At 47.3% G+C, this 25,562-nt stretch carries 26 protein-coding genes; 25 read left to right on the top strand and 1 reads right to left on the bottom strand.

Going from position 1 to position 25,562, the window contains the following annotated elements; translation table 11 throughout:
- The first annotated feature begins 142 nt into the window (after nucleotides 1-142).
- From skT53_RS12410 to skT53_RS12400, 3 genes are read left to right on the top strand one after another with little or no spacing between them, the layout of a single operon-like run.
- On the top strand, nucleotides 143-625 hold the full coding sequence (locus skT53_RS12410; RefSeq protein ID WP_200757408.1) for a ribonuclease H-like YkuK family protein: 483 nt from the start codon (nucleotides 143-145) through the stop codon (nucleotides 623-625).
- Nucleotides 616-873, top strand: a complete 258-nt coding sequence (locus skT53_RS19225; RefSeq protein ID WP_200757406.1) for an MHYT domain-containing protein — start codon at nucleotides 616-618, stop codon at nucleotides 871-873. The genes skT53_RS12410 and skT53_RS19225 overlap by 10 nt, the downstream gene beginning before the upstream one ends.
- Nucleotides 809-1,288, top strand: coding sequence for an ATP-binding protein (locus tag skT53_RS12400; protein ID WP_200757404.1), 480 nt, complete (start codon nucleotides 809-811; stop codon nucleotides 1,286-1,288). The genes skT53_RS19225 and skT53_RS12400 overlap by 65 nt, the downstream gene beginning before the upstream one ends.
- On the opposite strand, the gene asd is transcribed toward skT53_RS12400, so the two are convergent.
- Nucleotides 1,285-2,136, bottom strand: coding sequence for an archaetidylserine decarboxylase (gene asd / locus skT53_RS12395; RefSeq protein ID WP_200757402.1), 852 nt, complete (start codon nucleotides 2,134-2,136; stop codon nucleotides 1,285-1,287). The two genes, skT53_RS12400 and asd, sit on opposite strands and share 4 nt — an antisense overlap.
- 292 nt (nucleotides 2,137-2,428) lie before the next feature.
- On the opposite strand from asd, the gene skT53_RS12390 reads away from it, so the two are divergent.
- From skT53_RS12390 to skT53_RS12285, 22 genes are all read left to right on the top strand, one after another.
- On the top strand, nucleotides 2,429-3,370 hold the full coding sequence (locus skT53_RS12390) for a DHH family phosphoesterase (RefSeq protein ID WP_200757400.1): 942 nt from the start codon (nucleotides 2,429-2,431) through the stop codon (nucleotides 3,368-3,370).
- Nucleotides 3,371-3,420: 50 nt separating this feature from the next.
- Nucleotides 3,421-4,281, top strand: a complete 861-nt coding sequence (gene yabG, locus skT53_RS12385; protein WP_200757397.1) for a sporulation peptidase YabG — start codon at nucleotides 3,421-3,423, stop codon at nucleotides 4,279-4,281.
- A 187-nt stretch (nucleotides 4,282-4,468) separates the two neighbouring features.
- Nucleotides 4,469-4,750, top strand: coding sequence for a biofilm formation stimulator Veg (veg, locus tag skT53_RS12380; RefSeq protein ID WP_200757395.1), 282 nt, complete (start codon nucleotides 4,469-4,471; stop codon nucleotides 4,748-4,750).
- Nucleotides 4,751-4,851: 101 nt separating this feature from the next.
- The gene (locus skT53_RS12375; protein WP_200757393.1) at nucleotides 4,852-5,031 is read left to right on the top strand and encodes a small, acid-soluble spore protein, alpha/beta type; all 180 of its coding nucleotides are present in this window, start codon (nucleotides 4,852-4,854) and stop codon (nucleotides 5,029-5,031) included.
- Between the two features lie 127 nt (nucleotides 5,032-5,158).
- Nucleotides 5,159-5,992 carry a cyanophycinase gene (locus skT53_RS12370; RefSeq protein WP_200757391.1) on the top strand — a complete coding sequence of 278 codons (834 nt, stop codon included), beginning with the start codon at nucleotides 5,159-5,161 and terminating at the stop codon, nucleotides 5,990-5,992.
- 4 nt (nucleotides 5,993-5,996) lie between these two features.
- Nucleotides 5,997-8,657, top strand: coding sequence for a cyanophycin synthetase (gene cphA / locus skT53_RS12365; protein ID WP_200757389.1), 2,661 nt, complete (start codon nucleotides 5,997-5,999; stop codon nucleotides 8,655-8,657).
- Nucleotides 8,658-8,739: 82 nt separating this feature from the next.
- Nucleotides 8,740-9,588, top strand: coding sequence for a 4-(cytidine 5'-diphospho)-2-C-methyl-D-erythritol kinase (ispE, locus tag skT53_RS12360; protein ID WP_200757387.1), 849 nt, complete (start codon nucleotides 8,740-8,742; stop codon nucleotides 9,586-9,588).
- A 33-nt stretch (nucleotides 9,589-9,621) separates the two neighbouring features.
- On the top strand, nucleotides 9,622-10,338 hold the full coding sequence (locus skT53_RS12355) for an NTP transferase domain-containing protein (RefSeq protein WP_200757385.1): 717 nt from the start codon (nucleotides 9,622-9,624) through the stop codon (nucleotides 10,336-10,338).
- Nucleotides 10,339-10,387: 49 nt separating this feature from the next.
- On the top strand, nucleotides 10,388-11,194 hold the full coding sequence (purR, locus tag skT53_RS12350) for a pur operon repressor (protein WP_226375203.1): 807 nt from the start codon (nucleotides 10,388-10,390) through the stop codon (nucleotides 11,192-11,194).
- 24 nt (nucleotides 11,195-11,218) lie between these two features.
- The gene (locus tag skT53_RS12345) at nucleotides 11,219-11,599 is read left to right on the top strand and encodes a RidA family protein (protein ID WP_200757381.1); all 381 of its coding nucleotides are present in this window, start codon (nucleotides 11,219-11,221) and stop codon (nucleotides 11,597-11,599) included.
- Between the two features lie 183 nt (nucleotides 11,600-11,782).
- Nucleotides 11,783-12,073, top strand: a complete 291-nt coding sequence (gene spoVG / locus skT53_RS12340; RefSeq protein ID WP_200757379.1) for a septation regulator SpoVG — start codon at nucleotides 11,783-11,785, stop codon at nucleotides 12,071-12,073.
- A gap of 121 nt (nucleotides 12,074-12,194) precedes the next feature.
- Entirely contained in the window at nucleotides 12,195-13,592 is a 1,398-nt protein-coding gene (glmU, locus tag skT53_RS12335) for a bifunctional UDP-N-acetylglucosamine diphosphorylase/glucosamine-1-phosphate N-acetyltransferase GlmU (RefSeq protein WP_200757375.1), read from the top strand.
- A 2-nt stretch (nucleotides 13,593-13,594) separates the two neighbouring features.
- The gene (locus skT53_RS12330) at nucleotides 13,595-14,539 is read left to right on the top strand and encodes a ribose-phosphate diphosphokinase (RefSeq protein WP_200757373.1); all 945 of its coding nucleotides are present in this window, start codon (nucleotides 13,595-13,597) and stop codon (nucleotides 14,537-14,539) included.
- 171 nt (nucleotides 14,540-14,710) lie between these two features.
- The gene (locus skT53_RS12325) at nucleotides 14,711-15,361 is read left to right on the top strand and encodes a 50S ribosomal protein L25 (RefSeq protein WP_200757371.1); all 651 of its coding nucleotides are present in this window, start codon (nucleotides 14,711-14,713) and stop codon (nucleotides 15,359-15,361) included.
- Nucleotides 15,362-15,807: 446 nt separating this feature from the next.
- Nucleotides 15,808-16,455 carry a sigma-70 family RNA polymerase sigma factor gene (locus skT53_RS12320; RefSeq protein ID WP_200757369.1) on the top strand — a complete coding sequence of 216 codons (648 nt, stop codon included), beginning with the start codon at nucleotides 15,808-15,810 and terminating at the stop codon, nucleotides 16,453-16,455.
- Between the two features lie 136 nt (nucleotides 16,456-16,591).
- Nucleotides 16,592-17,149: an aminoacyl-tRNA hydrolase gene (pth, locus tag skT53_RS12315; RefSeq protein ID WP_200757366.1), complete on the top strand. Its 558-nt coding sequence runs from the start codon at nucleotides 16,592-16,594 to the stop codon at nucleotides 17,147-17,149.
- Nucleotides 17,150-17,208: 59 nt separating this feature from the next.
- On the top strand, nucleotides 17,209-17,442 hold the full coding sequence (locus skT53_RS12310) for an anti-sigma-F factor Fin (RefSeq protein WP_200757364.1): 234 nt from the start codon (nucleotides 17,209-17,211) through the stop codon (nucleotides 17,440-17,442).
- 72 nt (nucleotides 17,443-17,514) lie between these two features.
- Nucleotides 17,515-21,042, top strand: coding sequence for a transcription-repair coupling factor (gene mfd, locus skT53_RS12305; RefSeq protein ID WP_200757362.1), 3,528 nt, complete (start codon nucleotides 17,515-17,517; stop codon nucleotides 21,040-21,042).
- A gap of 278 nt (nucleotides 21,043-21,320) precedes the next feature.
- A complete protein-coding gene (spoVT, locus tag skT53_RS12300) occupies nucleotides 21,321-21,863 on the top strand; it encodes a stage V sporulation protein T (protein WP_200757360.1) in 543 nt (180 codons plus the stop codon).
- A 161-nt stretch (nucleotides 21,864-22,024) separates the two neighbouring features.
- Nucleotides 22,025-23,644, top strand: a complete 1,620-nt coding sequence (locus tag skT53_RS12295; RefSeq protein ID WP_200757358.1) for a putative polysaccharide biosynthesis protein — start codon at nucleotides 22,025-22,027, stop codon at nucleotides 23,642-23,644.
- Between the two features lie 71 nt (nucleotides 23,645-23,715).
- Nucleotides 23,716-25,170: a bifunctional methyltransferase/pyrophosphohydrolase YabN gene (locus tag skT53_RS12290; RefSeq protein ID WP_200757357.1), complete on the top strand. Its 1,455-nt coding sequence runs from the start codon at nucleotides 23,716-23,718 to the stop codon at nucleotides 25,168-25,170.
- Nucleotides 25,171-25,283: 113 nt separating this feature from the next.
- Nucleotides 25,284-25,559: an HU family DNA-binding protein gene (locus tag skT53_RS12285; RefSeq protein ID WP_200757355.1), complete on the top strand. Its 276-nt coding sequence runs from the start codon at nucleotides 25,284-25,286 to the stop codon at nucleotides 25,557-25,559.
- The last annotated feature ends 3 nt before the right edge of the window (nucleotides 25,560-25,562 follow it).

The following is a 25,562-nucleotide window of genomic DNA, read 5'->3' as shown; positions in this document are numbered from 1 at the left end:
CGCCGTTTTTGCAAATTCTTTAGGTAGTGAAGAGAGGAGCCAACCGTGTAAGTGTCGAATTTTTACGATAGATTAAAGTTTCTGTAAAGCCCACATCTTGACCGTTAAATACGAATATGATGAAGAAAAGGGCGGTGGTTGCGTGCAGTTCCTGAGTCCGACAAAAGGGTTTCTGACGTTGGATGAAGTGATCGGTGACATTTGTGAATTTGTAGGAAATGATCCAAATAACCAATACAAGGTGATTATTGGATCTGATTCGCAAAATCGTTACGAAAAGGGAGTTACGGTGTTTGTTACCGCCATTATTGCGCACCGTGTAGGGAAAGGCGCTCGCTATTACATTTATCGGAAAACATCCCGTGAAATACGTTCCTTAAAGCAGCGAATGTTTACAGAAGCATCCTACTCCCTGTTGTTGTCCCAGGAAATGTCGCAGCGAATTCCGCAAATATGCGGAGATCATCTGGAGATTCATTTGGATATCGGAGAAAAAGGAGCCACAAAGTCATTAATTAAAGATCTTGTCGGTTGGGTAACAGCTTCCGGCTACATCGCCAAATTTAAACCGAACTCGTTTGGAGCTTCCAAAGTGGCTGATCGGTATACGCGGTCTTGGGGATAGAATGGCAACTGTGTATTGAAACAACCCGGATTTTTAACAGATATACTGGCGTTTCAATTGCCGGTGAAATTACATACAATCTGCCCATCCTGATTTTATCCATGACAGTAGCTGTTTTCGCTTCTTTCTCTTCATTTTGGATATTGGTAAAGCGGATGCCCGGTCGAAGGCGAGGTTACGGGAGTGTACAGAAAAGAGCAAGATGTTACGGAACACAAAGAAACACAGAGCGCGATCAAGAAAAGTGAAGAGAAGTACCGTAATCTTGTGGAAAATCTGCCGGAAGCGTTTCGGATTGCAAGGCAAGGACGATGGCTTTATCTGAATCTCTTAAAAAACGCGATTGAATCGATGCCAAATGGCGGACGTATTGTAACTGAATTGAAACAATCAGACGGCCGTGTATCTATCCGGTTTATTGACCAAGGCTGCGGAATCCCAAAGGATATGCTGAAAAAACTGGGGCAAACCTTCCTTACCACCAAAGAAAAGGGAACCGGGCTCGGGTTGATGGTCAGCTGCCAGATTATTGAAAGCCATAAAGAGACCATCCATTTTGAGAGCGAGGAACAGAAAGGAACGACGGTGCACCTTTCGTTGCCTGTGGTACGCCAAGTAAGACAGCTCAAGTTTCCGGCTAATGTGAAGATGCCTGCTAGTTAACGAACGAACTCACGGTCGGTTTGAAGGAAACCGATTCGTTGTCCCATTTGCACAAACTGCCCTTCTTGCAAATCCTCCCATACGGCCATGCCAGGTTGAAACAGCAAAATAACAGTTGATCCAAAACGGAACAGACCCATTTCCTCCCCTTTCTGCAGTTGGGGTCCCGTCACCTTTTGCTGTGTCATTACGCCTCGCGGTTGATTGGTTGTCAGGTCCGGGTCATATACCACCTTGATTGAGCCTACGATCGTAGCACCTACCTTAACGATCGCGTACTCGCCGTAAGGAGTTTCAAAATACGTTGTCAGCCGTTCGTTTTTGGCGAATAGTCCGGGAACGTTGCGAACCCCGAAAGGATTCACGGGAAACAGGGTGCCAGGCATATACGAATACCCGGTAATTGTGCCGGTCAAACAAGTATGGATACGATGATAGTCTTTCGGTGACAGGTAAATGGTTAGAAACAAGCCCCCTTCAAAGACGGAGGCTTTCTCTTTGTTTCCAATAAGTTGAACCAGGGAGTAGCTGACCCCTTTAGCCTGAATCAGCGTTCCGTCTTCGATTGTGCCGAATTGGGAAATCACCCCATCTACCGGCGATATGATCACATGATTCCCAGAAGCAAGCGGACGGCAACCGGGTTTCAGTTTACGTGTGAAAAATTCAGTCAGTGATCGATATTCATGAATCGGTTTCTCCGCCTGCTGCAAGTCGACTTGAAAGTGACGGGCATACAAAGGGATCAACCATTTTGACAGACTGCTTTCAGCAAAACGGCCGACCAGTCGGGAGACCAATTTTTTCGGAATTCGATTGAGAAGAAACAAGCGGATGCGGTTGTTCATGAGTGTCCTCCGAATTAGATGTTCATCCTCTCAATATACTGATCCCTTGATTTAATTGCAAGAAAATCTGCTTTATCAAGAGCCGCGCAGCCATCGCACGCAAGAGTGACAGCAACTCGCAAAAGTTGGGCAGACTAAAATTGATGTGGCCGTGCACACGAACGAACCAAATAACACTTGTTTTCATATAGTACAAGAAAATTGTAGCATTCTGTCGTTCCAAAATGGTAAAATCGATTGACTTCTTATTCTGATCGGACAGTTGTTCGGTCTGTGTGTGGGATGGTGTCAGATGAATTCGTTTTCGGAAGCGATGTCAAAGATTCGGGGCTGTAACAACCTGATTCTTTGCCATGACCAAGCGGACAGTGATGCAATTGGAGCCGCTTACGCGTTGTCACAATTAATCGGTGGAGATGTGGGTGTACCTGTAGAGGTGGCTAATCATGCGGAGCATCTCATAGAACGGCTGTCTATGACAGTAATTCATCGCCCAAACGTAACCGATTATACGAATGTGGTTGTGGTGGATACAGCCCATTCGACCCAATTGTGTGACTCGGTACCGGAAAAGTTTTTTGTCATCGATCATCATCCGAACAACCACTTGCTGGAAAAAGCAGAGGTTGCTCTTTATGATACCGTTTCATCAACAAGTCAATTGGTTTATCGGGTGATTCAGGATTTGCATCAGCCGATCGACAGGCAAATGGCGATGGCGCTGTGCGCGGGGATTCTGACCGACACGATCCACTTCCATAGAGGGGACCCGGAAGCATTTCAAGTATTTGGGGCTCTGCTGCAAGCTGGCGGGCTTACTCATGAAGAAATACTCGATTTGTATATTATGCAGGACACGGATGACCGTGAAGCCATTCTGGATGCGGCGTTGGCTGCGAACAAACAAACAATAGCCGGTTATCATATTGTGACAGCGGAGATCGCGTCCAACATCCCGACTTATGGGGCAAGAGCCCTGTTTGATTTGGGGGCGGATGTGAGTATCGTCGGATACCGTTCTGACCGAGAGGTTGAGGTTCGCATGTACATTCGAAAGACTTTATGCGATCACCATGCGATTCAAGCGATTGATCTGTTTCGTAACACTCCTTCTATGAAAAAAGGAAAAACATGGGGATACGGCCTGTTTGCCGGTTTTCGAAGTTCGAAAGTGGAACTGGGGATTATTTTTAAGGATCTGCGGAAAGTGTTGGACGAACGCCTAACACGGTAAGGCAAGTGACTACATACGATATCCTAGTCGAGTTATTAGGAGGATTGCGTATGTGGAAGATTGGGGACCTGGTTGCCCGCAAATCCTACCAAAAAGACGTTTTTTTTATCATAATTGACGCGGATGCCGCAAGACGGGTAGCAACTCTTAAGGGCTTGGAGGTACGTCTTCTGGCAGACGCTCCCTATGATGACCTTGAAACGGTCAGCCGACACGATTGGGAAACGCATATTCTTCAGTATTCGAGACTGGAAGCGAACAGTTTGAGTCTGATTCGCAAGCGGCGCGTTTTTGAAAGGGAGAAACACATGCTGCGCTCCGGTGTAAAATTGGCAGCGGGCAACCATTTTTATGAGCGGCCAGGGCGTGTCCTTCATCTCGACGGGGACAGCAGTTATTTGAATAAATGTATGCTTTTTTACGAAGAATTGGGTTTGCAGGCGAACGGACATCATGTAAGTGAATCAAGAATGGCGGACGTCTTGCCGCGTTTCTTGGAAATGTACCATCCGGATATCCTGATTATTACGGGGCATGACGGATTGATTGGCAAAGGGCAGCATCCGGACAATGTTTACAGCTACAGAAACACTGAAAATTTCATCAGAGCTGTGCAAGCTGCACGGAAGTATGAGAGGAGCCTGGATGAATTAGTGATTTTTGCCGGAGCTTGCCAATCGCATTATGAAGCGATCTTGGAATCCGGTGCAAATTTTGCCTCTTCCCCGAAACGGATTTTGATTCATGCGCTTGATCCTGTACTGGTAGCCGAAAAGGTCGCCTTCACGCCGATTAACCAAACGATTAATATTTATGATGTGGTCCAGTCCACAATAACCGGAACCGACGGCCTGGGAGGGTTGGAATCCAGGGGGAAATATCGGCTTGGGTTGCCTAAATCCTTGTCCTAAAAGGCATTTTACCGGAAGTATAAACAGTTTGAAAATTGGGACTTGTATGCCTGAAGTTCCAATTTTTTTTGAAATTGGCGACAAAAGCACCATTGACAGGGTTTGTTAGACGTTGCTATAATATTTTACTTAATTTGACACACCCCTGTCCGAGTGATATACTTGTCAATGGAAAGAGGTGGTGTGGATGGCGACGAAAAATCCTCTAAACGAGATCAAACGGAATTTGGATGGCTATATCGGTGAAAAGATCTTGTTGCGGGCGAACGGAGGTCGTCGCAAGACGATTGAACGGATGGGAGTTCTGGAAGAAACTTATCCGTCAGTATTCGTTGTTAAGCTTGAAAACACAGGCAACTCTTTTAAACGTGTGTCTTACAGTTATGCAGATATCCTTACGGAAACGGTCGAACTGACTGTTTGCAAGGATGATCAGGAACATATTCGAGTCATGTATGTCGAAGGTTAAACAAAAAGGGTCATGGGGAAATGCTTCCGAATTCGGAGGCATTTTTATTTTGCTTTTTTCAAATACTATCTTTGTACGCCAGAATTAAGGAGGCGATAGAAATGGCACGACGTCGAGGCATCATGTCGGAACAGTTGAAAATTGAATTGGCGAAAGAACTGGGGTTTTATGACACTGTTCAGCGTGAAGGATGGGAAAGTATCCGCGCCAAAGACGCCGGAAATATGGTCAAACGAGCAATTGAAATTGCGGAACAAACATTGGCCAATCAGACCCGATAGCCATTTAGCCAACCGGCGTATGAAATGCCAGGGCTGCGCCCTGGTTTTCCCAATTTAATGAATATTCGCCGCTTTGCTGGGCTAAGCTGAGGGTTGGAGTCTTTTTTTGTTGCAAGGAGGCAAAAAAGTGAGCAATTCCCGCGGCAAGTTGGTTGTGATTGGCGGAGCCGAGGACAAGCAAGGAGAATGTTTAATTTTGCGGGAGTTTGTCCGGTTGGCGGGTGGATCAAATGCACGAATCGTAGTAATTACGGTTGCCACTGAGCTTCCGCTGGAAGTAGGCGCTCAATATCTGGAGGTATTTGACCGGATCGGGGTGGAAGACGTCCGTACGTTTGATGTATCGAACCGCGAAAATGCCAATGCGGCAAGCGCGGCGAAGGCAATTGAACAGGCGACCGGCGTATTTTTTACCGGTGGAGACCAAGTTCGCATCACGAACCTGTTAGGTGGAACCAAAATTGATATGATCCTTCATAAGCGTCATGAAGAAGGGATGATATTGGCGGGAACCAGCGCTGGCGCTTCCATGATGTCGAATACAATGATCATAGAAGGTGTGCCGGAAACAAATCCCCGACTGGGGATTGTGGAAATGGGACCGGGTATGGAGTTCATTTCCGGAGTGGTTATCGACCAGCACTTTGCGCAGCGGGGGCGAATCGGGCGTTTGCTGTCGGCTGTTGCACAGTATCCCCATCATTTAGGCCTTGGAATCGATGAAAATACGGCTGTTGTGGTAGATGGAAACGAATTTGAGGTGATCGGGTCAGGTGCGGTCACCATAATTGATGCCGGCAGCTTGATCTATTCCAACTTTGCCGAGTTACATAAAAATGGTGATTTGGCGCTTTTCGGCGTAAAACTGCATGTGCTGCCTTCTGATTATCGATTTGATCTGCAAAACCGTGCTCCTGTTTTACAGCAAAATTTGAACAAAGCAGAAAAAACGAGGAGTTGAAACGATGAAAATAGGTGAGATTCGGACAATGCCCGGTCCGAATATCTATAATCATAAACCGGTTCTGTTGATGAAGCTGTTTTTGGAAGACTTAACAGAGAAAGAGAGCTATGAGATTCCCGGTTTTGTGGATCGCTTGTTAAGCTTGCTTCCCGGTGTGCATCAACATCATTGTGCAAAAGGAAGACCGGGTGGGTTTATCGAACGGCTATATGGAGGCACCTATTTTGGGCATATTGTGGAACATGTGGCATTAGAGTTGACCGAATTGGCGGGTGTACCCGCTTTTTTTGGCAAAACATTATATGCGGACGGTCCAGGCATATATGATGTGATTGTCGAATTTAAAGCGGAAGAAAGTACAAAATATTTACTTCGAGCAGCTGTTGACCTGGTACAAGCGCTTGTTGACGGCAAACCGTTCCCTTTGGAAGAATGTTTGCAGGAAGCGCGAAACATTGCGGCGAAGACGGAGTTGGGCCCCAGTACACGCGCGATTGTTGATGCGGCCGAGCGGCGCGGAATTCCATGGATCCGGTTAAATCAAGGGAGCCTGATTCAACTGGGGTACGGTAAAAACAGAAAGCTGTTGCAAGCGACCGTCTCAGATCAGACAAGGGCAATCGCGGTGGACATAGCCAGTGATAAAGGATTGACCAAAAGCATCCTGGAACAGGCTGCTGTCCCTGTTCCGAAAGGCCGGATCGTCCAGACGAAAGAAGAGGCGATCCAAATGCTGCAAGAAATCGGGACATCGATTGTAGTCAAGCCGTTAAATGGTTGTCAGGGAAAAGGAGTTTCTTTGAATCTGACTTCCGCAGCAGAAGTTTCTTATGCGTTTGAAATTGCGCAAGAATATTCATCCGAAGTGATCGTGGAAGAATTCATAGAGGGACGAAATTACCGGGTGCTGGTGGTAAATGGAAAAGTAACCGCTGCCAGCGAGCGGATACCAGCCCATGTAGTGGGCGACGGCAAACGTTCCATTATTGAGTTGATTGAAATGGTGAACCGAGATCCACAGCGCGGCGATGATCACGAAAAGCCGTTAACCCGTATTGTGGTGGATTCGATTCTTATCGCTTATTTGCAAAAAAGTGGACGCAGCCTATCCGATATTCCCCGCAGCGGCGAGAGGGTTTTTTTGCGTGAAAGCGCCAATTTGTCAACAGGCGGGACAGCAAGGGATGTCACCCATCTGATTCACCCGCAAATTGCCGATTTGTGTGAACGGGCTGCCAGAATCATCGGGCTGGACATTTGCGGAATTGACCTGGTATTGGAAGACATTGCAGAACCGTTACCAACTGGCGGTGGAGGAATTATCGAATTAAATGCGGCGCCGGGGATCCGAATGCACCATTACCCGACAGAGGGCGAACCGCGCGATGTAGGGGAAGCCATAATTGAGATGCTGTATCCGATCGGATCTGCAGCGCGCATTCCTATCTTTTCGATTACGGGCACCAACGGGAAAACGACAACCACCCGTATGATCGGTCATTTATTGGCTGGCACCGGCCAAACCGTGGGAATGACTACAACGGACGGAATATTCATTAGTGGAGAATGTATCGCGCAAGGCGATACAACGGGTCCGCTTTCGGCAAAAACGATTTTGTCCGATCCCCTGATTGATATTGCAGTTCTTGAAACGGCGCGCGGGGGAATCATCCGTTCGGGACTTGGCTACGACTGGTGTGATGTGGCTGTTTTCACCAATATTCAACCGGATCACATCGGACAAGATGGGATCGAGCGGTTGGAAGATCTGGTGCATATTAAATCGTTGGTGGCGGAACGGGTACGAGAAGGCGGTGTGCTGGTTTTAAACGCGGATGATGAAAATTTGACCGGGCTGCTGGATAACCCTCGCATTCGTAGAGTAAAAAAGAAAGTGGTGTATTATTCACTCTATGCAGGGCATCCGTTAATCAAACGGCATCTGTCGGTCGGCGGAACGGCTGTTTTCCTGAAGCAGGGTTGGATTGTCGAGGCGGTTGGACAAATCGAGCGACCGATTGTTCGTGCTGCAGACATACCGGTGACAATTGGCGGAACGGCTGATTTTCATACCGCAAATGCAATGGCTTCCATTGCAGCCTGCCGGGGGTATGGGTTGTCAATTGAACGCATTCGGTCGGGGATTACGGGATTCCGAAGCGATTGGCATAACCAGGGGCGGACAAATCTGTACCAAGTGGGAAACGGATATGTGATGGTGGATTATGGGCATAATCCTGATTCACTGGCTGCCGTTTGCCGGATGATTGCAAATTGGAATGGCCGGAAAGTAACTGGTGTCATCGGGGTGCCCGGCGACCGGGACAATTCGGTTGCGGAACAGGCAGCGAAAGTGGCGGCAAGAGGATTTCATCGTCTCATTATCAAAGAGGACAAAGATCTAAGAGGCCGGTTGCCTGGTGAGATCCCGCAAATTCTGTATCAAGCTGTCAAACAGGAGGCGGCAGACCTCGACTGTGAAATCGTTCCGGATGAATGTGAGGCGCTTGCCAGAGCGATTGAGAGGATGGAAACAGATGAAGTTGTAGTTGTCTTTTACGAAAAACTGCAGCCGATTTTAGATCTCCTAAAGAAATATAATGCCGTATCTGTCTCCTCTCCAGAAGGAATTGCCGCACAGTTAACGTTAGCCAAATTATAATTGGCTGAAACCATCCTTCCTTGAGTAAGGATGGTTCTTTGTTTATGATGAAAAGAAAGTAAGAGTTGCAGGCGGTGGAAAGATGGTTGGCGAAAAGGCGAAAGCGAAAATCAATCTGACGTTGGATGTTCTGTACAAGCGGCCGGATGGGTACCACGAGGTGGAAATGGTCATGCAGTCGGTCGACTTGTCAGACCACCTGCTGTTTGATGAACGGGGAGACGATCAGATTACGTTATCCTGTAATGTTCCTTACGTTCCGCTCGACGAACGGAATCTTGCCTATCAGGCGGCCGCCTTACTTAAAAGTCGATATCAGATTCGAAAAGGGGTTCATATTAAAATTGACAAACAGATTCCGGTCGCTGCCGGTTTGGCAGGAGGCTCCAGTGACGGGGCCGCTACACTCCGCGGATTGAATCGATTGTGGAATTTAGGCCTCAGTTTGCATGATTTGGCAAAGTTAGGTGCGGAATTAGGGTCCGATGTACCGTTCTGTGTGTATGGCGGAACAGCCATTGCGAAAGGGCGCGGCGAACAAATTGAACGGCTGGCAGTCGCTTGTCCGCTATGGGTGGTGTTGGTAAAACCCTCATTTTCCGTATCGACGGCAGATGTATATGGGAATTTGCGTGTTCAGGAAATCAAGACACACCCGGATACGAAAGGGATGATCCGATCATTAGCGGAGGGGAACCCGGAAGCGATTGTGAGTCATTTAGGGAATGTTCTTGAAAGTGTAACGTTTCAAATGTATCCCGATTTGGAAAAACTAAAGCAGAGTATGATTCGGTTTGGTGCGATGGGTGCCCTGATGTCGGGATCTGGACCGACCGTATACGGAATTGCAGACCGGGAATCAAAAGCACAGCGGATATATAACGCGCTGCGGGGGTTTTCCCGGGAAGTGTATCTCACTCGATTTCTCTAATAGGATGGCCTGATTTGGAGGAAGGTGGATCGTATGCTCGCTTGTATTGTCGCAGGTGGGAAAAAAGGAGAATTTACGCCGGAAGGGCAAAAAGCACTCGCAACCATTCATGGAAAGCGAATGGTCGATTATGTGGCTGATGCGCTGGCGGCGACTCCCGAAATCGATCAGGTGATCGTTATATCCGATCAAGAAAATTTAATTGACAGTCTTTCATACGCCCTGAAGCAGGCAAAGAACGAAAATGAATATATGCTGATCGTGACCTGTGATATTCCCTTTTTGACGCCGGAAGCGGTGGCCGATTTTTTAAGCCGCTGTAAACAGGATGCCGATTTTTATTATCCGATCGTGGAAGAACAAGTTCACAAGAATCGGTTTCCCGGCATCCAACGCACATTCGTGAAATTGAAAGAAGGGACGTTCACTGGCGGAAATTTGTTTTTGGTGCGACCAGCGAGCTTGATACCTTTATTGGATCGAATTGAGAAAATATTGGAGGCCCGTAAAAGCCCGATTGCTTTATCGGCTGAATTAGGGTTTAGTTTTGTTTTGCGGTTGATTTTGACCAAAATGATCGGCGTGCTGACCATTCGGTCATTGGAAACCAGAATTCGCAAACAGTTTCATATCCATGCGAGAGCGGTGGTCTCGCCTTTTCCTGAAATCGCGAATGATGTGGATCGTCCGGCCGATTTGATATGGGCGCAAAAAATATTAGGACAAAACTTGCCGGCGATACGAAAATAATGATATGATTCGAAATATATTGTTCGTGTTTTTCGGGGAGGCAGGTTGCTTGCGAAGAAGTGAACGCATTGTCCGTTTAACAAAAACGCTGTTGGAGCAGCCACATCGTTTGCTTTCCCTGACCGAAATGGCCGAAAAACTGGAATCGGCCAAATCATCGCTTTCAGAGGATTTGGCGATCATTCGGGATGTCCTGCTGAAGGAAGGTTCCGGGTCGCTGGAGACACAAGCAGGGGCTGCTGGCGGGGTGAAGTATGTGCCAGGCATGCCGAAACAGCAGTCGGCCGATTTTTTGATGGAGATGAGTCGGCTGCTGACAGACCCGGACCGGATTCTGCCGGGAGGTTATCTGTACATAAGTGACGTACTGGGGCGTCCTGATGTACTGGACCGGGCGGGGAAAATATTTGCCGACCTTTTCTCTGCATCAGCCGTCCAGTATGTGTTGACAGTCGAAACAAAAGGGATTCCATTAGCTATTTCGACAGCCAGATATTTGCATGTTCCGACGGTGGTCGTGCGGCGGGATCATCGGGTGACAGAAGGGTCCGCTGTTTCGATTAACTATGTGTCCGGTTCCAAAAGAATCCAGACAATGTCTCTGTCGAGGCGATCGCTGCCAGAACAGTCGCGCGTGTTGATCGTGGATGATTTTATGAAAGCGGGCGGAACGGCCAAAGCGATGATCGACATGATGAAAGAATTTCGCGCGGATGTGGTAGGGGTTGGAGTTTTCATGGCGACTTCCGAACCCGCTGAAAAAATGCTTAAAGACTATGTTTCACTGCTCACTCTGGCAGAGGTTGACGAGGTGAGCAAAGAAATTCGTGTAGTTCCTTCAAATATTACCAAGTAACGCCAGGTCTAAGGAGGAAAGCTGATGGATAGAAAAATCGTATCAACATCTCAGGCGCCAGCCGCAATAGGCCCTTATTCACAAGCGGTTTTAACTGGCAATATGCTGTTCACATCCGGTCAAATCCCATTGACGCCGGATGGACAACTGGTAACGGGAGATATTCAGACACAGACGCACCAGGTGTTTAAAAATCTGCAAGCCGTTCTGCAAGAGGCCGGTATGACTTTCAAAAATGTAGTAAAAGCAACCGTTTTTGTGGCTGATATGAACGATTTTGCGAAAGTAAATGAGGTCTATGCACAATATTTTTCCGAGAAACCGCCTGCTCGATCAACAGTACAAGTGGCTCGGCTGCCGCGTGATGTAGGAATTGAGATTGATTTAATTGCCGTAAAGGAATAGCTTCGTATTGATCAGAGGAGTGTGCGGTCAGCAAGGCCGTACACTCTTTTGTCATTTAAAATCGATTTATGTCGCAAAATTTTTATTATCAGAATTGATAATCTAGGAAGGAAAATTTACAAGAATGATCGAACTTAATGGACAAGGGGGGGCCAGTTACATCAAGAAAGGGGTTGCCAAAGGGTGCAAATCACTGATGTTCGTTTAAGGAAAGTAAATACGGAAGGGCGGATGAAGGCGATTGCGTCGATTACAATCGACCACGAATTTGTCATTCATGACATCCGCATAATTGACGGAAATAACGGAATGTTCGTAGCAATGCCGAGCAAGCGAACACCGGATGGGGAATTTCGTGACATTGCTCATCCCATTTCCTCTGAAACGCGTAAAAAGATTCAAACGGCTGTTTTGGATGTTTACAATCGGGCCGAAGATGATGTTCAACCCACCGATGTCCTTGAAGGAGCATAGCATTAAATTTCATAAGCAGAACGGATGCCGAATCCCGCAAGAAGTTTTCTTGCGGGATATTTTGTATTACGATACAATGATGGGTGGATTTTATTGCTGGGAGACGGAGGAATTTTAAAACATGTCGATCAATGCCGTTGTATTGGCAGCCGGACAAGGAACGCGTATGAAATCCAGACGTCACAAGGTTTTACACCCGGTATGCGGCAAACCGATGATTCGCCATATACTGGATGCGCTTCAGGCGGCCGGAATTGAACGCCGCATTGTAGTAATCGGAAGTTTAGGAGAACAGGTTCAAACAGAACTTGCGGGTGAAGTGGAGTTTGTCTGGCAAAAGGAGCAATTGGGCACCGGCCATGCGGTGATGCAGGTAAATCCATTGCTGACAAACCAAGAGGGGATAACGATTGTTTGCAACGGCGATACTCCTCTCATTACTTCTGAAACTGTTCAACAATTAATTGAGCTGCACAAGCAACAAAATGCGTCCGCTACTGTCATGACCGGGATCGTGGAAAATCCGTATGGCTACGGACGGATTATCCGGGGACAAGACGGATCGGTACTGCGCATCGTGGAAGAAAAGGACGCCTCCGCTGATGAAAAACAGGTAAGGGAAATCAATTCGGGAACCTATTGTTTCAATACGCCCGACTTATTGCAGGCGCTTTCAAGTCTTACAAGCGACAACGCGCAAGGCGAATACTATCTGACAGACTGCTTGGATATTATGCGGCGGGGCGGCAAACGAATTGCTGCATTTGCTGTATCTGATTCTGATGAAATTTTAAATATTAACGATCGGGTGCAGTTAGCATCCGTTGAACAAATTTTACGGCAGCAGATTCGACTGAAGCATATGAGAAACGGTGTAACCCTGATGGATCCGGCAACTACTTTTATTGATGCGGATGTCCAAATCGGCCCTGATACCACGATTCTGCCGGGTACTCTGATAACCGGATTGACTGAAATAGGGGACGCCTGTACGATTGGTCCGAATACTCAAATTCATAACAGTTCGATTGGAAGTAACAGCACTGTCACTCAATCTGTTTTGCTCGAATCAAATTTCGGATCCGGCGTTCAGATCGGTCCGTTTGCATATGTGCGACCTGGTTCGCAGGTAGCGGATCAGGTGAAGATCGGCGATTTTGTAGAGATCAAAAATTCGGTTATCGGCGCTGGAACCAAAATCCCGCACCTTTCCTATATCGGGGATGCGGATATTGGCGCGGGAACAAATATTGGCTGTGGGACGATTACCGTTAATTTTGACGGAACGAAGAAATATCGAACCATTGTGGGAGAGAATAGTTTTGTTGGTTGCAACTCCAATTTGGTGGCGCCTGTCACGGTAGGGAAGGATACGTATATCGCAGCCGGTTCTACCATTACGCATAACGTTCCTGACGGGGCGCTTGCTGTAGCGCGTGAACGCCAGGTTATCAAGGAAGGATACAAGGCAAAATTAGAGGCCCGATTGCGTGATCGCAGCCCAAAAAGTGAGGGGTAAACGTGTACAAGGATAAAAAACTGAAAGTATTCACCTGTAATGCAAATCCTGATTTAGCCAAAGAGATCGTTCAACATCTTGGAATCGATCTTGGTGTTTCTCATGTCACTCGATTTTCCGATGGAGAAGTTCGCATCAAGTTGGAAGAAAGTGTTCGCGGTTGTGACATTTTTGTCATTCAGCCCACATCCGCTCCGGCCAATGAGCACCTGATGGAATTGTTGATTATGGTGGACGCTTTAAAACGTGCCTCCGCAAGCAGCATAAATGTGGTGATTCCTTATTACGGGTATGCGAGACAAGATCGGAAAGCCCGTGCACGTGATCCGATCACGGCCAAGCTGGTGGCCAATCTGGTGGAAACTGCAGGGGCTACGCGTGTCGTAACAATGGACTTGCATGCGGGTCAAATACAGGGCTTTTTTGATATTCCGGTCGATCATTTGTATGCAGAACCGATTTTGGCTGAATATTTTAGGGACAAGAACCTGAAAGACGTTGTGGTTGTCTCGCCTGACATGGGGGGCGTGACCCGTGCCCGCGGAATGGCGGAACGGTTAGGAGCGCCGATTGCTATTATTGACAAACGGAGACCGGAACCGAATGTTGCGGAAGTTATGAACGTAATTGGCAATATTGATGGAAAGACGGCGATTATGATTGACGACATTATTGACACAGCCGGTACGATCACACATGGTGCTAAGGCGCTGTTGGAGCTAGGGGCGCGGGAAGTATACGCGTGCTGTACGCATCCCGTTTTTTCCGGACCTGCCATACAGCGATTGAACGACTCTATTCTGAAGGAAGTAGTCGTTACCAACACGATTGCTTTGACCGAAGAAAAAATGAATCCCAAGATTGTGACGCTGTCCGTGGCAAAATTGATCGCGGATGCCATTTTGCGGATTCATAATGAAGAGTCGGTATCGTTCTTGTTCGAATAAACAACTGATGAGGTACACCGGTGGATCGTTGCCGGTGTGCTTCTTTTTTCACTATCGGAAGGTACAACTTCGAAGCAGGGTTTGAATCTTCCGTTTAATGGGAATCCTCTTATAGATAAAAACAGTTGGTGAAGGGATGAGTCCCTTTACCACCGTATTGGAGGGGTTGTAGTGGAACAACTGGCCATTGAAGCTGGTCTCCGTACCAAATTAACGAAATGCGAGCGCAATCGGATCAGACGGGAGGGCGGCGTGCCGGGTATTTTATACGGACCCACTATCACATCTACACCTATTGTCATTCATCCGGAATCGCTAAAAAAAATTGTGGCTCGCAAAGGTCACGGACTTGTCGAACTGAATCTTTCCGGCGAAACGGTTCATGCTATGATCCGACACATGGAAAGAGAACCCATTAACCGGAAAGTACTACATATTGATTTGTATGCCGTTTCCATGGATCAAATGATTGATGTGGAAGTTCCGATTTACTTAAATGGCCTTGAGGAAGTGGAAAAAAGGGACGCTATAATCCAACAGCAGATGCGGGAAGTGATTCTGCGCACCCGTCCGATGGACATCCCGGATCAAATTCTGGTCGATATTTCTTGGATGCATGCCGGCGACAACCTGCGTGTCAGGGACTTGCCGATTCCGTCCGGCAGCAAGCTGATTTCGGATCTGGAAGAGGTTGTGGTGGGAGTCATTCCGGCGGACAATGCAGAGCCTGATACAGAAATTGTTCCAAAGGAGCCGGAACTTGTGCATGATACAGAAGGACAAGGGGTAGGGGCACATGAAATTCCAGGGGCTCACGAGTAAACTGAATTTAGGAGTTTAACATAAAGGAATACGATGAGATCGCCATTTTTATGGGCGATCTTTTTTATTGCAGTCAAAAAAAGGTCTTTAGACCTATAAAAAAATAAATCAAAAGTCCTATGGATTTTGCTGAATCCAGTCTTTTCGCACCTGTTTCCCTTGCCATATCTGCATGTACATTAAAAGTAATGTGAATTCGACATGATTCGTCAGTTTTTTTGATAGGTATTTATAAATTTTTCCCTATCGACATAGAGGAAGGCCGACTCAAAGCGCGACATCCTTGTCGGTCGACGAAAACGCAACGTCCATGTTGCATCGTCGACACTAGACCGTCCATGGTCGTCGCACGTCGGTATCAGCGCATCCATGCGCAAGACAGCCTAGGCTCTCGCCTGTGCTTAGATTGGCGAAGCCAAGTTTTCTTTAGAGAGGAGGAAATCAGGATGTCTGTGGATTTAAACGAACTTGCAGTACAAGCCAAAACTTGTGAATATGCATTTCAGGAGACGTTAAAACGGGTAGAGCCTATGTGTCGTCGTATTGCTCATCGATATGCCTCTTGGATGGCCGACAGGGATGAAGTATTCCAATGGGCTCGGATTGAAGTGTGGAATGCGGTAAAATCGTTTGAAACCGGAAAGATGTCGTTTTTCTCTTATTGTAAACTGACTGTAGAAAACCATATCAAATCCAGGTTAAGACGGCTCTATGGCCAGGCCAATGTGCCAAATCGAACCGCCATGCGATTGGACGGTCCGACGGTCAATGAAGAGGGAACGGTCAATGACACCTCGTATATAGAGGGGGTTATCGATCGACCTAGCAAATCGACTTACCAAATCCTTTTACGTAAAGACTCTTTGCAAAGTATCCGTTTAATCTTAAAGAATGAAAATTTAACTCCGCTGGAATATAATTGTCTGGTATTATTCTATTTTGAAGAACGCAGTCATATGGAAATTCAATCTATTTTGGAGCTTCCCAGCCGCAAAGCGGTTGATAACGCATTGACTCGGGTGCGGAGGAAACTTGCCAAAAATGAAAAACTGCAGGAGATTTTTCAAGTCTTGAGTGCGCAAGCCGCCATGTAAAAGGGCGTTTACGATAAATTAGGGGCTACCTATTGTTTAAATGGGTGCCCCTATTCCTATTTTTACCTTTCTTCTTGCATTGATCCAAAAGGAAATGTACTCTAGTTAAGACGACCGAAACAAGGAGGTTCGTTTGGTGAGGATCATCTTCGGACTTGGTAATCCTGGCAAAGAATATCAATTCACGCGGCACAATGTCGGATTTGTTGCTGTTGACCATCTGGCGGATACATTAGGTATCGAAATCGCCAAATCAAAATTTCAGGCTCTTTATGGGGAAGGGTCCCACCAGGGAGAAAAAGTGGTTCTCGTTAAGCCCTTGACATACATGAACTTAAGCGGTCAATCAGTCAGACAGGTGCTGGACTGGTATAAGCCAACACCGTCGGAATGGGTTGTAGTCTATGATGACATGGATTTGCCGTTGGGAACTGTACGGCTTCGGGTAAAGGGAAGTTCGGGTGGGCATAATGGGATTAAGTCGATTATTTCAACAGTCGGTTCGCAGGAGTTTCAGAGAGTCCGGATTGGTGTGGGACGCCCTGCACCTGGCAAGACGGTAATCGATCATGTGTTAAGTTCCTTTCACAAAGAAGAGAATGCCCGGTTGGAAGAAACATACAAACAGACGACGGCTGCCTTGCATACATTTATACAAGTAGACTTTCAAACAGCTATGAACCGTTACAATTAGGTATGCCAAATCGTTTCCTCGTCCATACTATTCAGAAGAAATTGGAGGAGGAATCCCTTGTGCGATTGATCTACGTATGCCGGCACTGTAACTCCTATTTGGGCAAATTGGATCGGACGTCAGTAAATGAAACTCGCTTAGGACTCACTTCCTTGACGCCTGAAGAACAGGCAGATATAATATCGTATAATTTAAATGAGGATGTTGTTTACGTGAAAACGATTTGTGATTATTGTCAGGAAGCGATTGAAGCGCATCCCGAACTGGCGTTGCTTCATAATCCGCTGCAATGAGTGAAACAAACTGCAGAAGCCTTGGGTACATTGCCTGAAGGCTTTTTTGTGCTTTACGGGAGGGGTCAATTGTTGCATCCTTTGATTGATTTGATTCAAACGGATTCTGATTTAGGAATGATTGCAAAAGGATTCGAAAAATCATTGTCTGAACAATGGGTAACCGGGTTGAGCGGTTCAGCCCGCCATTTGTATACGGCTGCGTTGCATACTGTTCTGAGATCGCCCTTGCTGATCGTCACACATAATCTTCAGCAAGCACAACAGATTTATGAGGACATGTGTGAATTGCTTCCTGCAGGCGAGGTATTTTTGTTCCCGGAGAGAGAGCTGTCTTATTTGGATATCCTGGCTTATTCCCCGGAACAGGCGGCAACTCGTTTGAATGTGTTGGAAGGGTTGGTGCAGCGACAGGCTTCTATTGTGATTGCTCCGTTGGCAGCCGTTTACCAGCCGTTGCCAAACAAGCAAACATTTACCGAATCGGTCATTAAACTGAGCGTGGGTGATGAAGTAAATTTAGATTCGATTGTAGAGCGCCTCGTATACCTTGGGTACGAACGTTCAGAATTGGTTGAATCTAAGGGGCAGTTCTCCGTTCGGGGAGGCATTCTGGATGTATTTCCGTTAACGATGGAAATGGGAGTTCGCGTTGAATTGTTTGATGTGGAAGTGGATTCCATTCGTACGTTCGACCCGACTACGCAACGGTCACAAGAGAAACGGAATGAAATCTCCTTTTGGCCAATTCGTGAAGTTTTAATTAAAAAGGAATCATTGCAAAGCAAAGCAGACCAAATTTATGAGTTGCTGGATAAATATAAGAAAACGGTGCGAGAAAGCGAACGAGCTGAAAAATTGGAAAAGCAGATCGGCCGCGAAATCGAACTTATGCGGGAAGGAATCGTGTTTCCCGGACTTATTCGTTACCTGCACCTGATTGATCCGAGCGTCAGCAATTTACTGGGATACCTTCCTGCGGATGCGATTCTCGTTTATGATGAACCGACCCGCTTGCGGGAGACCGTACAGATTTTGGCAAAAGAGCAGGCGGAATGGCAAACGGCCGCACTGGAACAAGGCGAACTGATGCCTGCGATGATTCAGGATACGGATCGTTCCGCCCTGTTTTTTGAAAAAAAATGGAGACGTCTGTTTTTTTCCTTATTTCCCAGAACCATTCCCGGACTTACGATGCAGCAAGTGGTCCATGTTTCGGCCAAAGCCGGTCAGAATTTCCACGGACAGATGAATATTCTGAAAGGGGAGATGGAACGCTGGCGAAAAACAGGATCACGGGTGATCTTTCTGGCAGCGGGACCGGAACGGGCCGAAAGACTGCAGCGGGTGTTGGAAGACTACGGAATGGAAGCGGATTCTGCTTCTGATTTAAAGGGATTGGGGAAACGGCCGGTTATTCTGCATGCCAATTTGACCGGCGGGTTTGAACTGATTTCGTTTAAATTGGTAATTATTACTGAAAACGAAGTGTTTGCCAACAAAAGAAAAGCAAAGAAGTTTAAAGGATTGTCAGATGCCCAGAAACTGAAAAGTTATCAGGATCTCAAAGTCGGCGATTTTGTTGTCCATCTCAACCATGGGATCGGACAATATTTAGGGATTGAAACGCTTGTAATTGAAGGCAACCACAAAGACTACCTGCACATCAAGTACAAGGGGAAAGACAAGCTGTACGTGCCGGTCGAACAGATTGATCTCGTACAAAAATATATCGGGTCGGAAGAAAAGGAGCCGAAGCTGTACTCGCTGGGCGGTACCGAATGGGCGCGCGTCAAATCAAAAGTACAAAATTCGGTTAAGGATATTGCGGAAGACTTGATCAAGCTTTATGCCGCCCGGCAGGCTACACCGGGGTATGCGGCGAGTCCCGATACGCAATGGCAAAGGGAATTTGAAGCGATGTTCCCTTACGAGGAAACAGCCGATCAGTTGCGCGCAATTGCGGAAATCAAGAAGGACATGGAGACCCCGCGACCGATGGACCGTTTGCTGTGCGGAGATGTTGGGTACGGCAAAACAGAGGTGGCGATTCGCGCCGCTTTTAAAGCGGTTATGGATGGGAAACAGGTAGCGGTTCTGGTGCCTACGACTATTCTGGCTCAACAGCATTATGAGACGTTTAAAGAACGTTGTACCGGTTTCCCGATAAAAGTGGAAGTGATTTCTAGGTTTCGCACGCAGGCACAGATGAAAGCGGTTTTGAAAGGATTGTCTGACGGCAGTGTGGACATCGTGATCGGGACACACAGATTGTTGAACAAGAGTGTGAAATTTAAAGATTTAGGGTTGCTGGTAATCGACGAAGAGCAACGGTTTGGAGTCAGCCATAAAGAAAAAATCAAACAAATAAAAAACAACGTCGACTGTTTGACGCTGACGGCAACGCCCATCCCGCGCACACTTCATATGTCGATGTTAGGAATTCGCGATTTGTCGGTAATTGAAACGCCGCCGGAAAACCGCTTTCCTGTACAAACGTATGTGGCGGAATACAGTGACGTGTTGGTGCGGGAAGCGATTGAACGGGAATTAGGGCGCGGCGGGCAGGTTTATTTTCTTTATAATAAGGTCAAAGACATTGAAAAAATGGCTGACCATATCCGCACTTTGGTGCCGGAAGCGAGAGTCCTTGTCGGGCACGGCCAAATGGGGGAGGAAGCGCTGGAGCATGTCATGCTGGACTTCTTGGAAGGGGAAGCGGATGTGCTGGTGTCTACCACCATTATTGAAACCGGATTGGACATCCCGAATGTAAATACGTTGATTGTGTATGATGCGGATCATATGGGACTTTCCCAATTGTATCAATTGCGTGGACGGGTGGGACGGTCCAATCGGGTTGCCTACGCGTATTTTACCTATCAAAGGGATAAAGTGTTGACCGAAGTGGCCGAAAAGCGATTGCAGGCAATTAAGGAATTCACGGAGTTAGGCTCCGGATTTAAAATTGCCATGCGAGATTTGTCGATTCGCGGTGCAGGGAATCTATTGGGTGCTGAACAACACGGGTTTATCGCATCTGTTGGTTTTGATCTATACTCGGATATGCTCTCGCAAGCCATTCAGGAACTGAAGGGTGAGAAACAAGAAACGATTCCCGATCCGCAGGTGGAATTGGCAGTTGACGCTTATATTCCATCCGAATATATTCGGGATACGGTACAGAAGATCGAGATTTACAAAAAATTTGTGAGTGCCCGCAGTCTGTCAGATATTCGTGATTTGGAAGAGGAAATGGAAGACCGGTTTGGCGACATTCCACTGCCGGTTCGAAATCTGCTGACGGTGACTCAGATTAAGTCATACGCCCGCCAATTTGAGTTTCAATCGATTGTGCAGGACGGACACGATGTGGTAATGAAACTGTCGGAACGGCAAAATCAGTTTGTAAAAGGGGAGAAGCTGTTTGCTCTCACGCAACAGTTTCCGGATCGCGTGAAGTTGACCGCCGCCCCCTATATTACGATTACCCTTCGTGTGAAAGGGCTGAAAGACCACGAAGTTCTTGAGATGATTAAAAAGTTTTTGGAATCGTATCCGTCAGTTCTGAAAACGGAACAAGAACTGCAAAGAGCGTAATACTGCTTTTCAACACTCCGTGCCCCTGCCGGCCTCCAGCTGGCAGGGTTTTATGTGTTTCTGTACGAAACTGAATTTTTGGTGGTGGGTATATTCCCTACTTCTGGACAAATACTAATCGAACCTTCATCCCATCAAGAAAGGAAAACGAGCCAGTAAATCCCAATGTAATATATCGGACAATCGGACAAAATAATGGCAACAGGGCAGCAGCTTAACTGATGATCTCATCTGGCATAAAAACCTACACATCACGAAAGAGAGGTCGATTATCATCCATGAAGGCTACTGGTATCGTTCGTAGAATTGACGACTTAGGACGAGTGGTGATCCCCAAGGAGATTCGACGGACACTTCGCATCCGGGAAGGGGACCCGCTGGAGATTTTTGTTGATCGGGATGGAGAGGTAATTCTGAAAAAGTATTCGCCGATTGGCGAGTTGGGTGACTTTGCAAAAGAATATGCAGATTCCCTCTATGAAAGCCTTGGCCATATTACTTTGATTACCGACCGTGACCTTGTGATTGCGGTAGCGGGAACATCCAAAAAAGAGTTTATGGAAAAATCGGTTGGCTCCGATGTGGAGAAGGTAATGGAAGATCGCAAAACCGCTCTGATATCGAGCCCGGCAGAAATGTCAATTCTAAAAGAACGCACGGAACGGTTTACCTCGCGCGTAATTTCCCCGATCATTGCACAAGGGGATCCGATCGGTACAGTTGTCCTGCTCTCCCGTGACGAGAATGTGAAAATGGGGGAACTGGAAGCGAAACTGGCCGAGACGGCAGCCGGATTTTTGGCGAAACAAATGGAACAATAAATAGAAATAGAAATCATACAGTTTGGTTTGCAAGAGGGTGGTAATCCGCTCTCTTTTTTGCCTTGGGAAGCAAGTGACTGTCCTAGTTCAAATGCGCTTTGCATACATGTAAGTAGGCAAGCGGTTTGCTATAATGGACAGATCGAAGAGGTGGCAGACAAATGTCGGATCGGAATTTGTTTCTACGAGGCGCGTTTATTTTAGCGGTAGCCGGAATTGTTTCGAAACTGATGGGTTCGATATACACCCTTTTTCTGCAAAATATTATCGGGGATCGCGGGCTTGGACTCTACCAGATGGCGTATCCGATTTATTCCACGCTCCTGCTCTTGTCTACAGCCGGCATTCCGGTTGCTGTTTCAAAATTTGTGGCAGAGCATATGGCGCTTGGCGATTATCGTGGCGCCAAAAAAGTGTTCCGGGTGGCAAGTGTCATCCTGTTTATAAGCGGCATTCTATGTTTTTTTCTGCTCTGGTTTGGCGCAGAACTGTTTGCGCGAATTTCCGGCGATGAAGGGGCAAAGTTTGCCATTCAGGCGTTGGCGCCTGCTTTGATGGTTGTTCCTGTCATGGCTTCGATCCGAGGGTATTTTCAAGGATGGCAGCAGATGGAACCGACTGCCGTATCGCAGGTGGTCGAACAGTTGATCCGTGTGGCAACAATCATTGGCGCAGCCTGGCTGCTGCTCCGTATGGGGTACAGTGAGGAATGGGCGGCTGCGGGGGCTGCTTTTGGTGCCGTGACGGGTGCATTTGCCGCCCTGCTTGTTTTGGTTGGTTATGTATGGAACAATCGGGTTCTATTTCGCCATGATGTTCAAATGCCGAATCGTGTTCCGCCGCAGTCCAACCGAACCGTGATCAAAAAGCTGATTATGTACGCGATTCCCGTCTCGCTCGGGGCGCTGGTGGTGCCATTCATGAACAATGTGGATGTGATTACGGTAGCCAATATGTTAAAGCAGGCAGGCTACAGTCAGGATCAAGCGACTGAGCTGTTTGGACTTCTTTCCGGTCGCGCATTTAAATTAATGATGTTGCCGGCTACCATTGCAACTGCGATAGGTGTTGCGTTAATGCCTGCGATCGCCGGAGCGCTGGCGGTAGGTGAAAAGCGTGTTGCTTATCAGCGAATCGAACTGGCCCTGCGGTGGACAATCATTATTGGGCTGCCGGCGTCTGTCGGGCTGTTCTTGCTGGCCGAACCGATCGATATCACGCTTTTCAAAGACAGCTCCGGGACACCAGCTATTATGGCGATTTCGTTTGCTACTTTATTTTCCTCGTTGCAACTTACCACAACGGCGATTTTACAGGGGATTGGATATGTCTATCGACCGGTGCGGAATCTTTTGATAGGGGGTGTGTTTAAACTGATTTTTAATATATGGTTGGTCCCCAAATATGGAATCGAGGGGGCTGCCGTTTCCACTGTGCTGTCCTTTTCCATTGCAGCCCTGTTAAATTTCTGGGATATTAACCGGTTAAGCGGCCTTTCGTTTAATTGGCGACTGTTGCTTTGGGGTCCGAGTATTGCTACATTTTTAATGGGAGTTGCTGTGTTTGCCAGCCTGCGGCAGATGGGACCTTATTTTTTTACAGTCTTGCCGGAACGTTTGGCGGGTGCTTGCCTGACGCTGGCTGTGATTCTGTTCGCTTCCGCCGTTTACGGAATAGCGTTGTTGGCATCGGGCAGTTTAAGAAAGGAAGATATCCGTTCTATCCCGCGGATTGGGCAAAAGTTGGCGGATCTGTTTGCCAAAATCGGCTTGGTTCGTTAGCGTACCGACTGCCCGAAAGGTGCTTTTGGCAGACATCTTAAAGTTAGGGTAGGGGAGTGGTAGATTCACTAATGGCGACCATACAAATTGTGGGGCTTGGCCCCGGATCGTGGACAAGCATGCCGCTTGGCACATATGAACAGATTCAAAATGCGAAACCCCTGATTTTGCGTACAGAACGTCACCCGGTTGTAGAAATTTTGGCGCAAAAAGGGATCTCCTATCGTTCGCTTGACGAACAATACGAGCAGGCGGAAGACTTCGATTCCTTATATGAGACGATTGTAGAAATGCTGTTTCAGGAGGCGAAGGAGCAGGGAGAAATCGTTTACGCTGTACCGGGCCATCCGGGAGTGGCCGAACGTACGGTACAAATTGCTTTGCAAAAATCGGCTGGTGCGCAGGTGGATGTCGTGATTGGACCCGGGCATTCGTTTTTGGATGAATTGCTGCTGCGGGTGGGTGTGGACCCAACAGAAGGGCTGCTGATTCTCGATGGGACAAGCCCGCGGGCAGATCAGCTAAATCCGGCTTTGCATACGGTGTTTGTCCAAGTGTACAATCAGTCAGTCGCGGCGGACGTTAAACTTACTTTGATGGATGTATACCCTGACGATTATCCGGTGACGGTCACCCGAGCGGTTGGAGTAGAAGGGGAGGAACGAATCGAACAAGTTCCCCTGTATGAACTGGATCGGATCGAGTGGATTGACCATCTAACCACCTTATATCTGGCGAAGAGTGAAGAAGAACGAATCACGCACCGACAATTTTCAAAACTGGTTGAGATCGTACGCATTCTTCGTTCACCGGAAGGCTGTCCCTGGGATCGTGAGCAGACACACCAGTCCATTCGCAAACATGTGATTGAAGAAGCGTATGAAGTGGCGGAAGCCATCGATCTGGAGGATCCGGATGCACTCGCTGAGGAATTGGGGGATCTATTGCTGCAAGTGGCTTTGCACGCGCAGATTGCTTCGGAAGAGGGTACTTTTACAGTATTTGATACGATTCAAGCGATCAATGACAAACTGATTCGCCGTCATCCACATGTGTTTGGCGACAGACAAGCGAACGATGCCGAGGAAGCGGTTGTCAGTTGGGAGGAAACGAAGCGGCGGGAGAAGCAGGCAAAAGGGACCACCGAAAAGCTGCTTGACTCAGTTCCAGCCGGAATGTCGGCTATGCAGGTGGCTTACAAATTGCAGAAAAAGGCCGCAGAGGTTGGCTTTGAATGGCAGAGCATTGATGGGGTGCTGGACAAACTGCGGGAAGAATTGGACGAGCTGCAGGCCACGGAAGACAAGGCGGATGAATTGGGAGACGTATTTTTTGTTTTAGTCAATTTAGCCCGTTATTTAAAACTCGATCCGGAAGCCTGTTTGGCGAAGACAAATTTAAAATTCAGAAGAAGATTTGGTTATGTGGAAGAAAAGTTGGAAGAACAAGGAAAAAAATTAACGGAAAGCAGTCTGGAAGAGATGGATGAATGGTGGAATAAGGCGAAATTAGTCGAAAAAAAGTAGCGTTTTAGAAAAATTTACGACAAAATTGCAGGATTTTCTATTTAGCGCACGAATATGCAGGGTAGGTTTAGTTAAAAACCAAAAAATTCCTTGCATGGAAAGGAGATTTTTGCATGAACAAGGTAGAACTTATTGCTAAAGTCGCGCAAAAAACTGGTCTCAAGAAAAAGGATGCAGAAGCTGCAGTCAACAGCCTGCTCGACGCTATTGGCCAGGCACTGAAAAAAGGTGACAAAGTACAATTGATCGGTTTCGGAACTTTCGAAACCCGCAAGCGTGCTGCTCGCAACGGACGCAACCCGCAAACCGGAGCAGTGATTAAAATTCCTGCAACGAAGGTTCCGGCATTCAAGCCAGGCGCTAAGTTGAAGGAAATGACCAAGAAGTAAGAA

The sequence above is a fragment of the Effusibacillus dendaii genome, assembly GCF_015097055.1.
Lineage (GTDB): Bacteria > Bacillota > Bacilli > Tumebacillales > Effusibacillaceae > Effusibacillus > Effusibacillus dendaii.
Note: the sequence above shows the minus strand (reverse complement) of the source record. Positions and strands in the feature narration are given on the sequence as shown.

Coding starts and splice junctions, on each gene's coding strand:
- glmU (WP_200757375.1), top strand. CDS start 12,195: ATGTCGATCAATGCCGTTGTATTGGCAGCCGGACAAGGAACGCGTATG.
- spoVT (WP_200757360.1), top strand. CDS start 21,321: ATGAAGGCTACTGGTATCGTTCGTAGAATTGACGACTTAGGACGAGTG.
- skT53_RS12290 (WP_200757357.1), top strand. CDS start 23,716: ATGGCGACCATACAAATTGTGGGGCTTGGCCCCGGATCGTGGACAAGC.
- ispE (WP_200757387.1), top strand. CDS start 8,740: ATGGTTGGCGAAAAGGCGAAAGCGAAAATCAATCTGACGTTGGATGTT.
- skT53_RS12345 (WP_200757381.1), top strand. CDS start 11,219: ATGGATAGAAAAATCGTATCAACATCTCAGGCGCCAGCCGCAATAGGC.
- cphA (WP_200757389.1), top strand. CDS start 5,997: ATGAAAATAGGTGAGATTCGGACAATGCCCGGTCCGAATATCTATAAT.
- skT53_RS12375 (WP_200757393.1), top strand. CDS start 4,852: ATGGCACGACGTCGAGGCATCATGTCGGAACAGTTGAAAATTGAATTG.
- veg (WP_200757395.1), top strand. CDS start 4,469: ATGGCGACGAAAAATCCTCTAAACGAGATCAAACGGAATTTGGATGGC.
- skT53_RS12295 (WP_200757358.1), top strand. CDS start 22,025: ATGTCGGATCGGAATTTGTTTCTACGAGGCGCGTTTATTTTAGCGGTA.
- skT53_RS12320 (WP_200757369.1), top strand. CDS start 15,808: ATGTCTGTGGATTTAAACGAACTTGCAGTACAAGCCAAAACTTGTGAA.
- skT53_RS12285 (WP_200757355.1), top strand. CDS start 25,284: ATGAACAAGGTAGAACTTATTGCTAAAGTCGCGCAAAAAACTGGTCTC.
- skT53_RS12390 (WP_200757400.1), top strand. CDS start 2,429: ATGAATTCGTTTTCGGAAGCGATGTCAAAGATTCGGGGCTGTAACAAC.
- skT53_RS12355 (WP_200757385.1), top strand. CDS start 9,622: ATGCTCGCTTGTATTGTCGCAGGTGGGAAAAAAGGAGAATTTACGCCG.
- asd (WP_200757402.1), bottom strand. CDS start 2,136: ATGAACAACCGCATCCGCTTGTTTCTTCTCAATCGAATTCCGAAAAAA.
- yabG (WP_200757397.1), top strand. CDS start 3,421: ATGTGGAAGATTGGGGACCTGGTTGCCCGCAAATCCTACCAAAAAGAC.